Source organism: Mesorhizobium sp. M0701 (assembly GCF_040320365.1).
Taxonomy (GTDB): Bacteria; Pseudomonadota; Alphaproteobacteria; order Rhizobiales; family Rhizobiaceae; genus Mesorhizobium.
The window spans coordinates 31,681-49,600 of sequence record NZ_JAMYPO010000019.1; the positions used below are offsets into that span (position 1 = coordinate 31,681).

Here is a 17,920-nt window from a genome sequence, read left to right on the forward strand (position 1 = left end):
CCCTATTTGGCACGCCGCAGCGTTGAAAAGTCGGGCAAAGGGGCGCGTTTCTTTCGGCCCTCGCAACGGTTGGCTGGGTTCGAAAAAATACCACAATAGATCGCGATTATGGCGATCGTATAAGATGTGGTATCGTCGCGCCTTTTTTGTAGAGCTGGGCGCAAAATTCAAAACAACATAGAATATTACTTGCACTAACTCGGCTTAATGAGAGCAAAACTAAGGAAGCATTCCGGAATCTTGCTACTGATCACATTTCAGTATCTGCTAAGATAGTCCGTGCTGATTCCGAATTATTAAGCATTTGCAAAATTCAATCCTGCGATATTGGGATTTGTCCTTGTCATAGGCTGACTCGGATGCATTTCTTGGAAGCACAGCCGCGTCAGCGGATCGTTGAAACATGCTTGGGCGGAAGGGGCACTAAGCAGGGAGAGGAATGTTGACAGTCGCTAATGCGGCGGCCCCCGCTGGGAGCGTTCCCTCCCACAAGAGATTACGGCAACCGTCGGCTAAGTCGTCGAATGCATCGCCCACATCCTGGCTCTCGTTTGATGGCCGGCGAAGCTTTGCCCTCCTCCGATTGGCGCCAGCCGTCGCGGCAAAAGCGAGGATCGCCGCCTGCAATGGCCTTCCGATATGGACGATGTCCGCCGCCAGCCAGTCGGAGGAATGAATCATGAAACTCGTAATCTGTGCGGCCTTGGCCACTGCTTTGATGGCGATCGTCGGTTGTACCACCGACGACTACGATGGTTGTCGCGGAAAGGGCTGCCTGGTTGATCGGTCCCATAAAGGGAGCCGGAAGATAGACGACCGGCCGCAGTTCGACAGGAACGGCAATCCCAACTTCGATACCAGGGGCCGTTACATCGGCTGCCATGGGCTCGGATGTAAAGTCGACGATCCTGATGACGGGGATCAAAGTATCGACGACAGGCTGCAGTACGACAGAGAAGGCAATCCCAACTTCGATACGCAAGGCAACTACCAAGGCTGCCGCGGCATCGGCTGCGAGGTCGATACACCGGACGATGACAGTTCATCGAACGACGACAGTTCATCGGACGATGACGATTCCGATTAAGGGACTCGGGGGCGAACAAGGAGAAAGCCAATCATGTCTGAATTCAGCGGCCTGGTCCGGCGACATGCCAAAATCGTTATGGTCGGCCTTGCGGGGTTGGGAATGGCGCTGACGTCCGCTTTCGCTGCGAATAACGCCTGTGACGGTATAAAGGTCGAAGTGACGAAGGCGCGCAAGCAGGAATATGCCCCTCTCGTCGTCTCGGCGATGACCAATAAGTTCAAGCCCGCTCAGGCAAAGTTCTTCTCGATCATGGAGAGCGGCAGCTGGAGCGCCGCCTACGTCTCCACGCCGGTGAGCGACGACGGCGTGATGTTCTTCCAGATAGTCGACGGAAAGAAGCAGTTTCGCGACGTATGGGGCGGCTATGCCGATCCGTCGGAGAAACCTGAACTGGTGTCCTGGGCGAAGAAGCTCGGAGCGCCGCAAGACCTGGCAAAGTGTTTTGCCGAGGAAGTTACGGAACGACGGTGATGATCGCTGGAAATTGCCGCTGACCGTTGGTGCAGGGGGAGAATGATTGGTGAGCGCTCCGCGGCGCCGGGGGCTCTGAGATCGACTCCAATCATCAGCTGCAGGACGTGCAAAATGCAAACCGTTCGAAAATCCAGACTGATAATGCAGTTCGCCCGCGCATTGGCAACTTCAGTGAAAATGACGGCTGTTGTGAGTGTAGCTGTCCCGCACACGATCAATGTTGCGTATGCCAGCAAGTATGATCTGCCGAAACCCTACGTCTCCCGGGCTCTTGATGCGGTTCTGATACCGATCAATCACGCCTCTCGGCACCGCTACCAGATCCCGCCCAAGCTTCGCGGGGTGTATGTCTTGGCCGTTGCACCCCATGGGGTTGCCGCGCGGCAAGGCATCCGACCGGGTGACGTGCTTGCCACAGTGCGGCATCAACCGATTTCGACGCCGCTTGATGTCGACAGACTCGTTTGGGCCGCCCTTGCCGCGAGTGCCACCAGTTTCCTGTTTGGCGTGAACCGCGGGACAGAAGTCGCAGATGTCGTCGAGGTCAACACCAACATCACCGTCAACAACTTCAACACCAACATCTCGGTCAACAATATCTCGCAATGGACGAGCGTCGACAATCGAGAGGAGTGGACACAGATCGTCGATGAGTATGACGACGAGATGGAGACGGGCCTCAATGACACGAGCTATCGCGAGGACGACTCGCAGCCTGGCGACGCCAATCCGGACGCAAATGTGTCTTCTCCCGATGCTGACGACGACGATACCAGCACCGACACTGACGACAATAGCCCGGCCGACAGTACCGACGACAACAGTTCCGATCAGGACGATTCGAGCGATCAGAACGACGATGAAAACTCAACAGACGGTGATGATGACAAGAACAGCACCGACACCGACGACGGTAGCACGGATGACGATGCGTCGGATGACAGCACTGACAACAATGATTCCGATGATCAGGACGATTCCAGCGATCAGAATGACGATGACGACCCGTCGGCAGATGGTGAAGACGAAAACAGCACCGACAGTAATGACGATGCGTCGGATGACAGTAACGACGCTGACGGATCGGACGATGACGATGCCAATTAGCGGCCGACCGTGCCGGCAGTTCTAGACCGAGGACATCGATGAAAACCGCGATGCTGACCGCTGCCATCGTTCTGGCCATGCCGGCTTTCGCATTTGCCCAGGACAAGTGCAATGACGCCGCCAAGGATCAGTCCACCCCGAACGAGTGCGCCGATGCCGCGTCCAGGAAATCCGACAGGAAGCTCAACGAGCTTTACAAGCAGATCGAAACCCGGCTGAACGACGACGCGGATATCAGGACGCTTCTCGTTCAAGCACAGCGGGATTGGGTCAAATTTCGCGACGCAGAGTGCAGTTTCCAGACCGCAGGAGCGGCCGGAGAAAGCGCAATTCCAACGCTCATCGCGGAGTGCATGGACGGCCTGACGCAATCCCGTGTCAAAGATTTCGAGGGTTACCTGGAATGCAGGGAAGGCGATGCGAGCTGCCCCGTTCCGGCAGCGAACACATCACATGCCGTACCTGCCGTGGCCGAGGAGAACGGCCAGACCGGCCTTGCCCAGGCTGCCGACCCGATACCCATTCCATTGCAACATGTTGTTGGGCACCTCGGAACCGGCAGCGATGAAGTCATCTACCATAAACTCGGGATTGCGTTGGGCATCAATGGTGCCAAGCCTCGTCTGTTCGAATTCGACACCGGGTCGGATGAGTTCAACGCTGAGATCGATTCGAGTGTCCCTGGCGTAGAGCCGGTGCGCGGCAGCAAGCCCGAAATGTACCCCTATGGAAACGGCACCTATGGAGGTTGGGTACAACAGGCCCGGGTCAACAGCCTGTCGTATTACGATCCAGATGATCCCTCAGAGCCTGCCGTAACCTTTGACGGCGGCTTTAGCGTAGGTCGGGTGGTGGATTACGTCTTCACCAAGGATTTCGGCGACTTCGAGGATGCGAATGTGACGCAAAAGCCCGTGGGCCACCATGGCGATACGCCGGTTTATGCGGATCTTGATGCGCGCAAGAGCATGAAGAATGGCGAACCCGGTAACGAGGCGCCGTTTTACGGCGTCTTTGGAGCCGGCGATTTTATCGATAAGGGGGACCAGACCGCCGCTCCTGGCAGTCAGACGCAAAGCGGCTATGTGGTCTCCGCCAATGCAAATCTTGGAAAGAGGACGACACCGGGCTGCGCTCCCTGCCTGACGCTGAATTTGTCCCCCAGTCTGAGATCCCAGTTTACGGCCCTGATACCGTGGGGCGAACTGGATTACGAATTCCTCCAGAGACGATTCCCGCGATCAGGCGCGAATGCATCCAGTCAGTACGAAGGGTCTTACCGTTATAAAATTTCCTTTGATCATAAGGGAAAGAAGCAATCGGTTGATTTCAGTGGACCTGTTTTATTGGATACAGGAACGACAAGCTTCATTTATATTACAACAGAATCTAGTTTGAGTAAGCTTCAGTCGAGAGGACTTAATATTGCTGAATTCGGTGATGAGATAGTCGACTTCAAGTTTTTTGGATTCGATGATGGTATAAATAACCGTGAATATGATGATGTCGACATTCTCCGCCAAAGCGATGAGATGAAAGTCGGCGGTCTCATTCTCGGTCTGCCATTCTTCGAGTCCAATTCCATAATGAATGATCTGGAAAACAGGACGACCGCATATTCACCCTATTTTGTCAGCGCTGCTAACTTTACGACAGACGCGGCTGCCAAGGATCAAGTGCAGTTGAATCGCGCGACCAGCGATGCTGGAAGCAACGGATGGCTCGGACTGGCCGGCATCGTCTCCGGCGCCGGCGACTTCACGATCGAGAAGGACGCGGACGTGCGCATGACCGGGGCCAATACTTATACCGGCACAACCCATATCGCGGCCGATGGGTATCTTACCCTGGCCGGTCCGGCCAGCATCGAGCATTCATCGCGCGTCATGGTCGACGGTGTGCTCAACCTCGACCAGAAAGGAAACCACCTGAAGCCCTGGGGAGTGGCGCACTCCCTGAACGATACGGCCATTCGCACCCTTACCGGTAAAGGCGAGGTCTATCTGGGTGCGGGCAGATTGATCCTGACAGAAGCCGACGGGCAATTTGATGGAACCATCGCGAACTATGATGACGCCGGCGACAGCGGCGGCCTCGTTGTCGCCGGTGGCAAGCTGACGCTGAGCGGAAAGAACAAATATTCAGGCATGACCGAAGTGGCGTCTGGGGCGGAGTTGCGCGTGACCGGATTGTTGACTGGTGACGTTTCCGTCTCGGGACTGCTTGTCGTTGACGGAGAGGTCTCCGGCAAAGTCATGGTCAAGGAGGGCGGCACGCTGACCGGCTCAGGAAAGGTCGGCAACGTCACGGTCGCCGAAGGTGGCAAAGCTGATCCAATGAAAACCAGATAATCAGGCCATGGGCACGGCCGACCGTGGCAATGACGGATAGCTGAAGAGAACATAGGGCGGGGCTGAGCAACTTAAGAGCTTGACTGCAACGGGAAAGGGAAATCGATGAAAATAGCGATACTGACTGCTGCCGTGGTTCTGGCTGCGCCGACATTCGCCCTTGCCAAGGACAAGTGCGCCGAGGCCAAGGATCAGGCCACCATGAACCAGTGCTTCGGTGCCGAGTTCCAGAAATCCGACAAGAAGCTCAATGAGCTTTACAAGCAGATCGAAACCCGCCTGAAGGACGATACGGATACCAAGAAGCTTCTTGTTCAGGCACAGCGGGATTGGGGCAAGTTTCGCGACGCGGAGTGCAGTTTCCAGACCGCAGGCGCGGCCGGAGGAAGCATGATGCCAATGCTCATCGCGCAGTGCATGGACGGCCTGACACAATCCCGTGTCAAAGGTTTCGAAGGCTATCTGAAATGCCAGGAAGGCGACATGAGCTGCCCTGTTCCGGCCGCGAACTGACACATGCCACAGCTGATCGGATCACGATGAAGCCGGCGGCGAGCGTGACGTCGCCGCCAGACATGAAAGGATGCGAGGGGCATCAGAGACTTGAAGGAGGCGGATCGTGAAACCCTATAAATCGTCACTCGCAATGACGATTGCGGCATCCTGTACTGTTGGCATGTGTCGTGCCGGCAACAGCCCAGGCTGACATGAGCTTCGACGTCAACGTCACGCTTTCCAAAAAGGCAGCTGCCAAGCTCGCGGCTGAAAAGGAGGGGATCGTTGTCTTCGCCTCCTATTACGGCGACCCGAAGCGGAGCGCCGCGAAGCGCGTAAACGAAATCGGCCAGATCGATCTCACGCCGCAGGACGAAGAGGTGGAGATACCGGGTACAGCGGGCCACGCCCACGTCAGCGGCGCAAAGGTCGACGCGAAGCGTCTCGACTGGCTTGCCGGGCCGGCCAAGGTCAACGTCAACGTTGCGTCGGCGCGCAAGAGCAGCCCGGACAATCTGCTCAACTGCGATTTCATCGACGGTCCACTAAGCGATGTCCAAAGGAAGCCTGTGACGCTTCATTGCGGATTGATCGAAGAAAATGTGGACACGAAGTTGAGGCCATAAGGCTAACAAAATCATGCCGCCTCGTGACCGGCGTCAACGCAGATTATCGGCGGCATTACCTGCTTTGCTCAAGGGAGGTGAAGATTCTCATGCGTCCATTGTTCGCAATCTGTTTCTGCCTGACCATCATGTCCTTGTCTGCCGCCGCCTATGCCGAGCGCCGTTGTGGCTGGTACTCCAGCCCGACACCCGGCAACCTCGTCCTGACCGACAGTGACGGGGATTGGTGGATCCAGATGCAGGGACGCCCGGATCCCAAAGGCATCGACAATGTGCCGGCCTTTGACGAGCGGCAATTCGTCGAGACCAATGTGCCTGGTTCGGGTCACGGCTACGGATGTGCGTGCATGAACGTCGTAACCAACGCCAAGCAACAGAAGATCACCAGAGTGATCTCGGGCCAAATCCTTCCGCTGCTGCGCTGTCGCAACGACAGATCGCTGCCTAACCCCGACGGATAAGCATAACCAGGAACCAGTCGCAGTCAGCAAATGGCGCCTCGCTGAGCAAGACGCTGCCGAACTACTGCGCCGACGATTTCATCAACTCTTCCGTTTCGAGCCCGACGCCGAGGCCTGTTTCGGCAAGGCGCCAGGCGGATTGGCTGGGGTGATGGCGGGCGCGCCTTACTAGTGGTCCCGACCAAGGCAAAACTTGAAGTTGCTCTCACCAAATCTGCAACGAGGATTCGACAGTGTCGTGCGCCGAAGCTAGGCTACTTGGGGGTATTATGGGCCATGTCTCGCATCTCTTTCGTTCGCGTCCTGTTGTTTGTTGCATCGATGCTGCTGGGCGCTCCGGTGGCCCATGCCGGTTTGCAGTTTCAAGCCGGGCAGACCGACTCCGGATTCCAGTATATCCTCGTGTCGGGTGATTTCTCGTATCAGGACGACCTATCGGTCTTCGAGGCACTGGCACGGTCCAATGCATCAGTCGCTGTCACCTTCCAGTCCCCCGGCGGCAATATCCAGAAGGCTATGGAGCTTGGCCGCCTTATTCGCAGGCTCCGCCTCAGCACGGCTCAATTCAGGGCTGTCGAGTGTGCTTCGGCCTGTTCCCTGGCGTTCCTTGGTGGCGTTGTGCGCTTTGCCGAGCCGGGTTCCATCGGCGTCCATAGATCCTCATTCAGTGGCGACATTCCCGTAAACAGCAAGGACGCCGTTTCCGGCATCCAGCAGATGACCGCCGACATCATCACCTACATGATCGAAATGGGCGTGGACCCCGCTCTGCTTCAGCTTTCGCTGCAATATGACAGTGACGACATACGTTATCTTTCTAGGAGCGAGATGGCGAAGTACAAGGTCGTTACCTTGGAACCCGAAGCGAGCTGGCCGCAGGTCGCAAGCCAGGCACCATCCTCGACGCCATCCTCCCAGCAAGCGCCGTTACAACCGCCTGTCGCCTCTTTGCCACCTGCTTCCACGAATCCTTCACTCGTTATTCCCCAAGCCCGCTCGGGCCGTATTCTCCGCTCCCAGGACGCGGCGCCTTTAAAGGCGCTCCCAGAGGTAAGATCCGCCACGCTCGCAAATGTGCGAAACGGCAGCGCAGTCGTAATCTTGGGTAATGTCGAGCGATGGTACCGTGTCCGTGCAGGCGGTCAGGTCGGCTACATGCATGACACCTGGGTCTACGTCGACCAGTATGAGAGCGGCCCCTTCGGACAGCGTCATATCCAGGTCAAGAGCTTCGACAATCTCGCCGATACGGAGGCCTATGTGCGATCGGCATCAATCCCGCTTGTCGCCTACCTCGCCACCAACGGGTGGTTCGCCATTACGCTACGCGGCACCTATGCCCAGGATGCCGCTAAGGACCTAGCCAAGGCGATGAAGGAAAACGGGGCGATCCCCGACGACGCCTACGTCACTTATGGCAACACTTACGTCCGCAATGTCTGTTGTCGCTAGCCGGCACGTTTAACAGCAAGGGCAGCACTTCACCCGGCCGGACCCCAAAAAGGCCACGAAACAACAAAAAAGCCCGGAAAACCGGGCTTTTTTAGCGCTTACGGACCTACTTGGACGGTCCGAAACGGGAATTTGGTGCCCAGAAGAGGACTCGAACCTCCACTCCTTGCGGAACACGGACCTGAACCGTGCGCGTCTACCAATTCCGCCATCTGGGCTGGTGCGCGCTCATTAAGCGGGCGAGGGATGAGTGTCAACGCGCTTTTTTGAAAGCCGCGTTCCTTCTCCGGCTCAATGCTCCAGCACTTCCTTCGACGCCACCGTGGAATCGGCGTTGAGCGTGTAGATGATCGGCACGCCGGTGCCGAGCTCGAGCTTGACGATCTCCTCGCCCGATTTGCCGTCCAGCGCCATGATCAGCGCGCGCAGCGAATTGCCGTGCGCCGCCACCAGCACGGTGCCGCCGCGCAGCACATGCGGTTGCAGATCGTGCAGGTAATAGGGCCAGACGCGCGCGCCGGTGTCCTTCAGGCTTTCACCGCCGGGCGGCGGCACGTCATAGGAGCGGCGCCAGACATGCACCTGCTCCTCGCCCCATTTCTTGCGCGCATCATCCTTGTTGAGGCCGGAGAGATCGCCATAGTCGCGCTCGTTCAGCGCCTGGTCGCGAATGGTCTCGAGATCGCTCTGGCCAACGGCGTCGAGAATATGCTGGCAGGTCTTCTGCGCCCGGATCAGCGACGACGTGAAGGCGATGTCGAATTTCATGCCGCGCGCCCTGAGCTTGGCGCCGGCCGCCTTGGCCTCGGCATGACCCAGTTCGGTCAGGTCGACGTCGCGCCAGCCGGTAAATAGGTTCTTCAGGTTCCATTCGCTCTGGCCGTGGCGCACGAGCACGAGAGTTCTCGACATATTTGCTCCTTCAAATCTTGTGGATCAGCCAAATCTTGTGGATCAGCCAAATCTGTGGATCAGCTTGTCAGGCCGAGCACGTCCCGCATCGAATAGAGGCCCGGCTTGCGGCCGCGCGCCCACAGGGCTGCCTTGACCGCGCCGCGGGCAAAGATCGCCCGGTCCTCGGCATGATGGGCAAGCGTGATGCGCTCGCCGGTACCGGCCAGCACCACACTGTGGTCGCCGACCACCGAGCCGCCACGCAAGCTGGCGAAACCGATCGAGCCTGCCTTGCGCACGCCGGTATGGCCGTCGCGCACGCGAACATCGTTGCCGGCAAGTGCTACGCCGCGCCCGGCAGCGGCGGCCTCGCCGAGCAGCAGCGCCGTGCCCGACGGCGCATCGACCTTGTGCCGGTGGTGCATTTCCAGGATCTCGATGTCGAAATCGTCGGCATCGAGCGCGCGCGCCGCCTGCTCAACCAGCACCGCCAGCAGATTGACGCCGAGGCTCATATTGCCTGACTTGACCACCGTCGCGTGCCGCGCCGCCGCCGCGATCCTGGCATTGTCTTCAGCCGAGCAGCCGGTGGTGCCGATGATATGGGCGATGCGCGCCTGCGCCGCGTAGCCGGCGAATTCGACGGTCGCCGCCGGCGTGGTGAAATCGAGCACGCCGTCGGCCTTGGCGAAGGCCGGCAGCGGATCGTCGCCGATCGCCACCTCGAGCCTGCCGACGCCGGCCAGCTCGCCGGCATCCTTGCCGATATGGGGCGAACCGGCCCGCTCGATGGCGCCGGCGACGCGGGCGCCCGGAATCGTGTGGATGGCGCGGATCAGCGCCTGGCCCATGCGGCCGGCCGCGCCCACCACCACCAGGCCCATTTCACTAACGGTCGGCGTGTCGCTCATGAATGTCTCCCGGCCGCCTTTTTCGCGCGGACATTTTGCGCCGCAGTCTGGATTGGCTTGCCGTCGTCGACAAGCCCCAGCCCTTTCCTGCCTTGCACCCGATGGAACCGCGCATAGACGCTGTGCGGGTCGGCCATCAGCGAGGCATGCGTGCCCTGTTCGACCAGCCGGCCCTGCTCCAGCACGATGATATGGTCGGCATTGACCACCGTCGACAGCCGGTGCGCGATGACAATGGTAGTGCGCCCTTCCATGACATGGGTCAGCGCTTCCTGGACGCGGGCCTCGGCCTCGTTGTCGAGCGCCGAGGTGGCTTCATCGAGCAGCAGGATCGGCGCCTGCCGAACGATAGCGCGGGCAATCGATACGCGTTGGCGCTGGCCACCCGACAGCGTCACGCCGTTCTCGCCGACGGGCGTGTCGTAGCCTTGCGGCTGCTGGCGAATGAAATCGTGTGCCGCGGCCTGTTGGGCGGCGCGTTCAATCTCTGCGTCGGTGGCGCTCAGCCTGCCGTACCGGATGTTGTCGCGGATGGTGCCTTCGAACAGATAGGGCTGCTGCGAGACATAGGCGATCGAGCCGCGCAGCGAATGCTTGGTGACCTTTGAAATGTCCTGGCCGTCGATTTCGATGCTGCCCGACTCGACATCGTGGAAGCGCTGCAGCAGCGCAACCAGCGTCGTCTTGCCGGCGCCCGAGGCTCCGACGATGGCGGTCACCTTGCCGGCGGCGGCGACAAAGCTCAGATCCTGCAGGACCGGCGCCCCTTCGACATAGCGGAAGGACACGTTGTTGAAGCGCACTTCGCCAGAGGTGAATTTCGCCTCGGCGGCTCCTGGCACGTCACCCTGCTGCGGCTCAAGGTCGAGAAGCTCGTAGATCATGCGCGCATTGACCAGCGACTTTTCCATACCGACCTGCATGCGCGCCAGCCGCCTGGCCGGATCATAGGCAAGCAGCAGGGCGGTGAGGAAGGCAACGACGGCGCCCGGCGGCTGGCCGCCGACGGTCGCCCGGTAGCCGGAATAGGCGATGACGCCGGCGACGGCGAAGCCGGCCAGCATGTCGGAGATCGGCGTCAGCCGTTCCGAGACGCGGGCGATCTTGTTTGCCCGCTGCTCGGCGCCGGCGACGAGGCCGCCGATGCGGCGCGACAGCTCGTCTTCCAAGGTGAAGGCCTTGACGATAGCGATGCCTTGCGTCGCTTCCTGCATGGCGCCGATCAGCCGCGAGTTGATCTGCACCGATTCACGCGTGATGCGACGCACCCGACGCATCAGATAGGTCACACTGTAGATCAAGGGCGGCCCGATCAGCAGCGACATCGCCGAGAGCACCGGGTCCTGCCAGATCATGACGCCGACCAGCGCGACAAGCGACACGGCGTCGCGCGCCAGCGATGTCAGCGTCATCGACAGGAGATCGCGGATGCCGTTGACGTTCTCGTTGATCTGCGCGGCGAGCCGGCCCGAGCGGGTGTCGTTGAAGAAGCCGACGCCGAGCTTCATTAGATGGTCGAAGATGCGGCGCTGGTAGCGCGCCACCAGATTGTTGCCGATCTTGGCCAGCGTCACTGCCTGGCCGTAGCTGGCCAGCCCGCGCAGCATGAAGGCGGCCAGGATCGACACGCTGATCAGCGCGATAAGATCGCCGCGCTGCTTATAGAAGATCTGGTCGACGACATCCTTCATGATCCAGGCGGTGAAGGCGGTCGTCGCCGCGATCGTCACCAGGCACAGCACGGCAAGAACATAATACCAGCGATAATCGCGGCTGTTTTCGGCGATGATGCGGCGGATCACCGCCACGATCTCGCTGGGACGGACTTTCCCTTTGGTTGGTGCTGGAAGTGTCAAGTTGGAGCGCTTTGTGGTTTCGGTTCGGCCGGGCTGCAATTCGGCAACCTCTTAACGCCCCGATGGCGGCTTGCCTATGGCCGGGGACGGCGAAACTTCGTCGCGGCGCAGCTTGTGTCCTAGACCCGCCAGCGCCGCCCCGCCGTCTGCACGCCGAACAGCGACGGATTTCTGGCATAGGCGGCCAGCCCTAAAAGCGCCGCCAGCGGATGGGTGATGACATAGACCGGCATGCTGCGCATCAGGGCGCTGTGCGGCGCCTTGTCCTCGAAGGCGGCGCGGAAATTGCCGGTGCGTAGTGCCGGCAGGATTTTTTGCGCGATGCCGCCGGTGAGAAACACGCCGCCGCGGCTCATGAACACTAGAGCGAGATCGCCGGCGGTGCGCCCCAGGCAAGTGACGAAGATCGACAGCGCCTCTTCGGCCACCGGATCGTTCTTTGCCAGCGCCGCGGCGGTGACCTCGGCAGGCGTTGTAAAGGGCGACGGCTTGCCGTCCGCCTTGGCCACCGCCCGGTAGGCATTGACCAGGCCGCGCCCGGACAGGATCTGTTCGCCGGAGATGCGGCCCTCGAGCTTCTCGATATGCGGAAACACCTGGAAATCGCGCGGCGAGCGCGGCCCGATATCCATATGGCCGCCCTCGCCGGGTACCGGTATCCAGTGATGCAGCGCATAAACCAGCCCGGCGACACCGAGCCCGGTTCCCGGGCCGAGTACCACCCGCCCGGAATTCGGTTCCGGCTCGTCGCCGCCGATCTTTTCCATATGCTCTTCGCCGAGCGCGACGACAGCCAGCGCCTGCGCCTCGAAGTCGTTGAGCACCACGACGTCGCTGAGACCGAGACTGGCGAACATCTGTCTCGGCTTGACGATCCATGGGCAATTGGTAAGCGGGATCTCGTCGCTTTCGACAGGACCGGCTACCGCCAGCACAGCTGAATTCGGCCGGACCGACGAGCGGTCGAGCACGGCCGACTGGATCGCCTCGTCTATCGTATTGAAGTTGGCGGTCTGGACGATCGTCGGCTCGCCGGCCTCGGAATTTGCGTCGAGCACAATCGAGAAGCGCGCATTGGTGCCGCCTATGTCGCCGATCAGGATCGGAAATCGCAACAGAGTGTCGTCGTCGCTTACGCCTGGCATGCTCTCGTCCGTTCCCGACGCGTATCGCCGTTCTCTCGTTGACTAGCGCATGACCGCAAAAAGGGAAATCGGTTTTCGAAGTGGAGATGCACGGATGCAGACAGCAAACACGCTGCCCGCATCAGTGCCCCGGTCGTGGCCGCGGCAGCGGAATGCCGATCTCGGGGGTCGCCACAAAGGCGTTCGCCGAGGCCGGAAGCGCTGCCGCGCCGGCTGCGACCGTCGGCGGCGGCGAAGACTCTGCCGCGAGAGCGGGTTCTGCTGCGATCGGTACGCCGTCACCATAGTAGGTGACTGCTTCGGCCGAGGGCGGAGCCGGCGCGTCGAGCACGAACTGGCATTGTCTGGGCAGGTTCGCCATCGTCATCACGTCGCGTGCCTTCGGCTTGTCCGGGTTCTTGTTGGGGCGCCACGGCCCCTCGGTGAACCACCAGGCCAGCGCCTGGTCGCAGCCATCGCCCGGCGCCGTCGCTTCCTGCGCCTTGCAGTCGGGTGATCCAGCCTGGCAGCCGATGCGAATGTGGAAGTGATAGTCGTGGCCCCAGAACGGCCTGACCTTGCGCAACCAGCCGCGGTCGCCTTTGACCGTGTCGCAGAGCTTCTTCTTGATCCCTGGATTGACCAGGATGCGCTCGACTTCGGGATAGCTCGCGGCACGCTTCAACAGCCGCGTGTGCATCGGCGTCCACAGGCCGTCCTTCACCAGATGGGTTTTTTCATCGACCATCAAGGTAGCGCTGATGTTTTCGCGCTCTTCGGCCGAGAGCTTGCGGTCGGGCATCGGCGTCAGCCAGATGTCGGCGTCGAGGCCGATCTGGTGCGAGGCATGGCCGGTCAGCATCGGCCCGCCGCGCGGCTGCGAAATGTCGCCGATCAACAGGCCCGGCCAGCCGTCGGCAGCGGCGTCGCGCGACAGTTTCTCGATCAGCGCGATCATTGCCGGATGGCCCCAGCGGCGATTGCGCGACGGTCGCATCACCTCCCAGTGCCGGCCGTCCATGGGCAGGGCGACGCCGCCGGAAAAACAGCCTTTGGAGTAGAAGCCGATCGATTGCGCTGCTGCGACCGCCGGCAGCCTTTTGGCGCCAAACAGGTCTTTTGCCCGTTCCTCGGCGCCCGCCGTCTGCGTTGCCGGCGCTGTCAAGCTGGTGACGGCCAGTGCTGCCGAAAGCAGCAGTGTTTTGCCGGGCAAGGCTCGCTTTAACGTCTTCCCCAAGCTGGACCCCTCCGCGATTTGAACCGCATCATACCACGCCCCGCGCAACGTATCGATCATGACCGTTTCATCGGGCTGCGCGCCTCGCCGTCGCGCCAGTCGCCGCTCGCCCACATGGCGTCGAGCGCCGAACGGTAGTCGGGGAAGCGAAACCCAAAGCCGGCCGCCTTGATCGCCGCGTTGGCGACACGCTTGTTCTCGCCGTAGAAGGACCGCGCCATGGGCGAAAGTTGGGCGGTCTCGAACGGAATTTCGGGCGGCGGCTCAATGCCCATCAATCGGGCGGCATAGGCGACGACGTCCTGCGGCGGCGCCGGCAGGTCGTCGGTGACGTTGAAGATGCCGCCGCGATTGCCTTCGGCCAGATGCCAGAGCGCGCCGGCAATGTCGTCGCAATGGATGCGGTTGAACACCTGGCCCGGCTTGACCAGCCGGCGGGCGGTGCCGTTTTCCAGATTGACCAAGGCGTTGCGGCCTGGCCCATAAATGCCGGAAAGCCGCAGGATCGCCACCGGCCGGCCGGTGTCGTGGCCCAGTTTCAGCCAGTCCTGCTCGGCGGCAACCCTCATCGCTGATCGCTTCGATACTGGCCGGCATTCGGCGGCCTCATCCACCCAATTTCCGCCATGGTCGCCATAGACGCCGACGGTCGAGAGATAGGCGATCCATTCGAGCTCCGGCATGTTGGCCGTGACCACCTCGCGAGCCGCACCCAGCACCGGGTCGCCGGCCTCGTCCGGCGCGACCGAGACGACGAGATGGGTTGTCTTCCCAAGCGCATCGCCGATTTCGGAGGTCAGCGTGCCATCGAAACGCAGCGGCACGATACCGGCTTGCCGCAGCGCCGCGAATTTTTCCAGCGACCGTGTTGTACCGAAGATCGCTGTGTCGGCATCCTTGTTGGCGCGGGCAAAGGCCTTGCCCGAATAACCGGCGCCGAAGATGAAAATCTGCTGTTTGGTCATGTATGTGCCTCGATCGGCTTTGGCAGGGCCAGAAGCCATTCGCCTCTCACCGCCTCGTCATCTTCTGCTTGCAATGCGGCGGCTGCACGCTCGGCAAACTCCCGATTCGGCACCAGCCGCGACAGCGCCCATACCGCAGCTCCGCGAACCAGGGGCGAGGCGTCGTCGAGCAGCGCGCGGACGGCGCCCGCAAGCGACAAATCCTGGGAATTGCCAGCGGCGATCAGCACGTTGCGGATAAAACGGGCGCGGCCGATGCGCTTGACCGGCGAGCCCGAAAAAAGCACGCGGAAGGCAGCGTCGTCGAGGCGCAGCAGCTCGGCGATCGGCGGTTCGCGCAAGTCCGCGCGGGCGGCAAGCTTTGCCTCCGAAGCGGCTTGGGCGAACTTGTTCCACGGGCAGGCGGCCAGGCAGTCGTCGCAGCCATAGATGCGATTGCCGATCTTTTCCCGGAACTCATGCGGGATCGGTCCTTTGTTTTCGATGGTGAGGTATGAAATGCAGCGCCGCGCATCGAGCCGGTAAGGCGCCGGAAAGGCATCCGTCGGGCAAACGTCGAGGCAGGCCCGGCAGGAGCCGCAATGGTCGTCCTCAGGCGCGTCCGGCACCAGTTCGGCCGTCGTGAAGATGGTGCCGAGGAACAGCCAGGAGCCATGCGTTCGGCTGACCAGGTTGGTGTGCTTGCCTTGCCAGCCGAGGCCGGCCGCCTCGGCCAGCGGCTTTTCCATCACCGGCGCGGTGTCGACAAACACTTTCACGTCCCCGCCGGCGCGCGCCACGATCTTGCCGGCGATCTCCTTCAGCCGGCCTTTCATCACGTCATGATAGTCGCGGTTCTGCGCATAGGCCGAGATCGCGCCGCGGTCGCGCTTTGTCAGGATGTCGCGTGGGTCGTGGTCGGGGCCGTAATTCATCGCCAGCACGATGATCGAGCGGACCTCTGGCCAAAGCGTCGTCGGTTTGCCTCGCCGCTCGAGCGTTTCGGCAATCCAGCCCATCGAGCCGTGAAAACCGTCGGCAACGAATTCGGCCAGCCGTTCCGGCGCCTGCGGAATCGCATCGGGCGTGGTGACGGCAACGGCGTCGAAGCCGGCGTTCCGCGCCTCGCGGTCGATCAGCGCGCGCAGCTTTGCCGTATCAGAAATCGAGGTCCGCATAATGTGACACCGGCGACAGGCCGCGCACCCGGTCGGACAGAAGCGGCCGGAACGAAGGCCGTGATTTCACCCTTGTATACCATTCGCGCGCGGCGCTGTGTTCGCGCCAGTCGATCTCGCCGAGATAATCGAGCACCGACAGTGCCGCCGCCGCCGCGAGATCGGCATAGGTGACCTTGTTGCCGGCCAGCCAATGACGGGTGCCGGCCAGCCAGTTGGTGTATTTCATGTGCTGGCGGATATTGGCGCGGGCGGCGCGGATCGCCGCCGAATCGGGCGATCCGCCGCCTGCCGTTTCCGGCATGACCGGCTTCAGAACGCGTTCGCGCACCAGATGCCGGGTAACCTCGCTTTCCGCCTTGTTGAGGTACCAGTCGGTCAGCCGGCGGATTTCGGCGCGCTCCATCGGATCCTCGGCGAACAGCCGCTTGTCGCGCTTGAGTACGCCGCGCGTCTCGTCGAGATATTCGGCAATGACCACTGCGCCGACGATCGGCACGTCGCCTTCGGCGAGCAGGATCGGCAGCGTGCCGGCCGGGTTCAACGCCAGGAACTCCTTGCGCCGCGTCCACGGCTTCTCTTCGATCAGCGCCAGTTCCTCGCCATACTCGCCAAAGGCGAGGCGAACGAAGCGGCAGCTGGCGAACATCGGATGGTGGAAAAGCGTCAGCATGGTCCCGCGATAATAGAGCGCACTGGCAAATCGCCGGCTGCGCCGGTAAGTCTTGGCCGCCCGATTCAGCGGGCTGTCAGGGTGCTGCGACCTATAGGGGGAGTTCCGCGCCATGACAAGCAAGCCCTTTTCTCAAGCCCTCACTCCAACGCCGAGGTTGCCATGGAAAGCCAGACCGTCGTCGAAGCGCTGCTGCTCGGCCTGCTCGAGGGCCTGACCGAGTTTATTCCGGTGTCTTCGACCGGTCATATCCTGCTCGCCGGCCATTTCCTCGGTTTTCATTCGACCGGAAAGGCCTTCGAAATCCTGATCCAGCTCGGCGCCATATTGGCGATCCTCAGCGTCTATTTCCGCCGTCTCTGGAAGATGCTGCTCGAGCTGCCCTACGATCGGCTGACGCGGCATTTCGTCCTTGGCATTCTCATCGCATTCCTGCCGGCGGCCATTATCGGCGCACTGGCGCATGATTTCATCAAGACGGTGCTGTTCGAATCGCCGCGGCTGATCTGCATCATGCTGATCATCGGCGGTGTCATCCTGCTGCTGGTCGATCGCATGAAGCCGAAGCCGTATTACCACGATGTCGAGCGGTTTCCGACCAGACTTTATCTGCAGATCGGGCTGTTTCAGTGCTTGTCGCTAATCCCCGGCACGTCACGCTCGGGCTCGACCATCGTCGGCGCGCTGCTGCTCGGCGTCGACAAGCGGGCGGCGGCGGAATTCTCCTTCTTCCTTGCCATCCCGACGATGGTCGGCGCCTTCGCCTTCGACCTGTTCAAGAACCGCAATGTGCTAAGCAGCGCCGACTTGCCCATCATCGCCGTCGGCTTCGTTGCCGCCTTCGTCACCGCGCTAATCGTCGTCCGCTTCCTGCTCGACTACGTCTCGCGCCATGGCTACGCGCTGTTCGGCTGGTGGCGGCTGGTCGTCGGCATCGTCGGGCTGGCGGGGCTGGCAATCTGGGGGTGAGCCGGCGCGGATAGCGCAATCCCAGCCGGAACTCTATTCTTGCCCGAAGCCGAGCCATACGATCTTGTGGACGTATGG

Annotated in this window: 17 protein-coding genes and 1 tRNA gene; 9 read left to right on the top strand and 9 right to left on the bottom strand. The window is 61.1% G+C overall.

The features are described 5' to 3' along the window. Positions 1 to 679 precede the first annotated feature (679 nt). The 8 genes from NKI24_RS18855 (at position 680) to NKI24_RS18890 (ending at position 8,056) form a co-directional block, all read left to right on the top strand. Entirely contained in the window at positions 680 to 1,087 is a 408-nt protein-coding gene (locus NKI24_RS18855) for a hypothetical protein (protein WP_352451897.1), read from the top strand. Positions 1,088 to 1,120: 33 nt separating this feature from the next. Further along, positions 1,121 to 1,561: a hypothetical protein gene (locus NKI24_RS18860; protein WP_352747335.1), complete on the top strand. Its 441-nt coding sequence runs from the start codon at positions 1,121 to 1,123 to the stop codon at positions 1,559 to 1,561. Between the two features lie 114 nt (positions 1,562 to 1,675). Continuing rightward, a complete protein-coding gene (locus tag NKI24_RS18865; RefSeq protein ID WP_352451895.1) occupies positions 1,676 to 2,671 on the top strand; it encodes a PDZ domain-containing protein in 996 nt (331 codons plus the stop codon). A gap of 38 nt (positions 2,672 to 2,709) precedes the next feature. Further along, on the top strand, positions 2,710 to 5,022 hold the full coding sequence (locus NKI24_RS18870) for a lysozyme inhibitor LprI family protein (protein ID WP_352747339.1): 2,313 nt from the start codon (positions 2,710 to 2,712) through the stop codon (positions 5,020 to 5,022). A gap of 105 nt (positions 5,023 to 5,127) precedes the next feature. Beyond that, complete coding sequence (locus NKI24_RS18875; RefSeq protein WP_352451892.1) at positions 5,128 to 5,535, top strand: lysozyme inhibitor LprI family protein; 408 nt, start codon at positions 5,128 to 5,130, stop codon at positions 5,533 to 5,535. A gap of 170 nt (positions 5,536 to 5,705) precedes the next feature. Then, positions 5,706 to 6,143 carry a hypothetical protein gene (locus tag NKI24_RS18880; protein WP_352747342.1) on the top strand — a complete coding sequence of 146 codons (438 nt, stop codon included), beginning with the start codon at positions 5,706 to 5,708 and terminating at the stop codon, positions 6,141 to 6,143. Positions 6,144 to 6,166: 23 nt separating this feature from the next. Beyond that, positions 6,167 to 6,604, top strand: a complete 438-nt coding sequence (locus NKI24_RS18885; RefSeq protein ID WP_352451890.1) for a DUF4087 domain-containing protein — start codon at positions 6,167 to 6,169, stop codon at positions 6,602 to 6,604. A gap of 276 nt (positions 6,605 to 6,880) precedes the next feature. After that, a complete protein-coding gene (locus NKI24_RS18890) occupies positions 6,881 to 8,056 on the top strand; it encodes a hypothetical protein (RefSeq protein WP_352451889.1) in 1,176 nt (391 codons plus the stop codon). 133 nt (positions 8,057 to 8,189) lie between these two features. On the opposite strand, the gene NKI24_RS18895 is transcribed toward NKI24_RS18890, so the two are convergent. The 9 genes from NKI24_RS18895 to NKI24_RS18935 all read right to left on the bottom strand — a co-directional run bounded on the left by NKI24_RS18895 (position 8,190) and on the right by NKI24_RS18935 (position 16,873). Then, positions 8,190 to 8,274: transfer RNA gene (locus tag NKI24_RS18895), tRNA-Leu, on the bottom strand. 73 nt (positions 8,275 to 8,347) lie between these two features. Further along, the gene (locus tag NKI24_RS18900) at positions 8,348 to 8,968 is read right to left on the bottom strand and encodes a 2,3-bisphosphoglycerate-dependent phosphoglycerate mutase (protein ID WP_352451888.1); all 621 of its coding nucleotides are present in this window, start codon (positions 8,966 to 8,968) and stop codon (positions 8,348 to 8,350) included. Positions 8,969 to 9,027: 59 nt separating this feature from the next. Next, a complete protein-coding gene (gene dapB / locus NKI24_RS18905) occupies positions 9,028 to 9,861 on the bottom strand; it encodes a 4-hydroxy-tetrahydrodipicolinate reductase (protein ID WP_023678962.1) in 834 nt (277 codons plus the stop codon). Further along, positions 9,858 to 11,717, bottom strand: coding sequence for an ABC transporter ATP-binding protein (locus NKI24_RS18910; protein WP_352451887.1), 1,860 nt, complete (start codon positions 11,715 to 11,717; stop codon positions 9,858 to 9,860). Before NKI24_RS18910 ends, dapB begins: the two co-directional genes overlap by 4 nt. A 119-nt stretch (positions 11,718 to 11,836) precedes the next feature. Further along, entirely contained in the window at positions 11,837 to 12,862 is a 1,026-nt protein-coding gene (locus NKI24_RS18915) for a glucokinase (protein WP_352451886.1), read from the bottom strand. 121 nt (positions 12,863 to 12,983) lie between these two features. Beyond that, positions 12,984 to 14,078 (bottom strand): penicillin-insensitive murein endopeptidase, encoded by a 1,095-nt coding sequence (gene mepA, locus NKI24_RS18920; protein WP_502901473.1) that lies wholly within the window; start codon positions 14,076 to 14,078, stop codon positions 12,984 to 12,986. A gap of 56 nt (positions 14,079 to 14,134) precedes the next feature. Continuing rightward, a complete protein-coding gene (locus NKI24_RS18925; RefSeq protein WP_352458449.1) occupies positions 14,135 to 15,043 on the bottom strand; it encodes an SDR family oxidoreductase in 909 nt (302 codons plus the stop codon). Then, positions 15,040 to 16,200: a tRNA epoxyqueuosine(34) reductase QueG gene (gene queG / locus NKI24_RS18930; RefSeq protein ID WP_352747350.1), complete on the bottom strand. Its 1,161-nt coding sequence runs from the start codon at positions 16,198 to 16,200 to the stop codon at positions 15,040 to 15,042. The genes NKI24_RS18925 and queG overlap by 4 nt, the downstream gene beginning before the upstream one ends. Then, positions 16,181 to 16,873: a glutathione S-transferase family protein gene (locus NKI24_RS18935; RefSeq protein ID WP_023678968.1), complete on the bottom strand. Its 693-nt coding sequence runs from the start codon at positions 16,871 to 16,873 to the stop codon at positions 16,181 to 16,183. The genes queG and NKI24_RS18935 overlap by 20 nt, the downstream gene beginning before the upstream one ends. A 162-nt stretch (positions 16,874 to 17,035) precedes the next feature. Here NKI24_RS18935 and NKI24_RS18940 point away from each other — a divergent pair, with 162 nt between their 5' ends. Next, on the top strand, positions 17,036 to 17,842 hold the full coding sequence (locus NKI24_RS18940) for an undecaprenyl-diphosphate phosphatase (protein WP_023678969.1): 807 nt from the start codon (positions 17,036 to 17,038) through the stop codon (positions 17,840 to 17,842). Positions 17,843 to 17,920 lie beyond the last annotated feature (78 nt).

Coding starts and splice junctions, on each gene's coding strand:
- NKI24_RS18855 (WP_352451897.1), top strand. CDS start 680: ATGAAACTCGTAATCTGTGCGGCCTTGGCCACTGCTTTGATGGCGATC.
- NKI24_RS18860 (WP_352747335.1), top strand. CDS start 1,121: ATGTCTGAATTCAGCGGCCTGGTCCGGCGACATGCCAAAATCGTTATG.
- NKI24_RS18865 (WP_352451895.1), top strand. CDS start 1,676: ATGCAAACCGTTCGAAAATCCAGACTGATAATGCAGTTCGCCCGCGCA.
- NKI24_RS18870 (WP_352747339.1), top strand. CDS start 2,710: ATGAAAACCGCGATGCTGACCGCTGCCATCGTTCTGGCCATGCCGGCT.
- NKI24_RS18875 (WP_352451892.1), top strand. CDS start 5,128: ATGAAAATAGCGATACTGACTGCTGCCGTGGTTCTGGCTGCGCCGACA.
- NKI24_RS18890 (WP_352451889.1), top strand. CDS start 6,881: ATGTCTCGCATCTCTTTCGTTCGCGTCCTGTTGTTTGTTGCATCGATG.
- NKI24_RS18900 (WP_352451888.1), bottom strand. CDS start 8,968: ATGTCGAGAACTCTCGTGCTCGTGCGCCACGGCCAGAGCGAATGGAAC.
- dapB (WP_023678962.1), bottom strand. CDS start 9,861: ATGAGCGACACGCCGACCGTTAGTGAAATGGGCCTGGTGGTGGTGGGC.
- NKI24_RS18915 (WP_352451886.1), bottom strand. CDS start 12,862: ATGCCAGGCGTAAGCGACGACGACACTCTGTTGCGATTTCCGATCCTG.
- NKI24_RS18925 (WP_352458449.1), bottom strand. CDS start 15,043: ATGACCAAACAGCAGATTTTCATCTTCGGCGCCGGTTATTCGGGCAAG.
- queG (WP_352747350.1), bottom strand. CDS start 16,200: ATGCGGACCTCGATTTCTGATACGGCAAAGCTGCGCGCGCTGATCGAC.
- NKI24_RS18935 (WP_023678968.1), bottom strand. CDS start 16,873: ATGCTGACGCTTTTCCACCATCCGATGTTCGCCAGCTGCCGCTTCGTT.
- NKI24_RS18940 (WP_023678969.1), top strand. CDS start 17,036: ATGGAAAGCCAGACCGTCGTCGAAGCGCTGCTGCTCGGCCTGCTCGAG.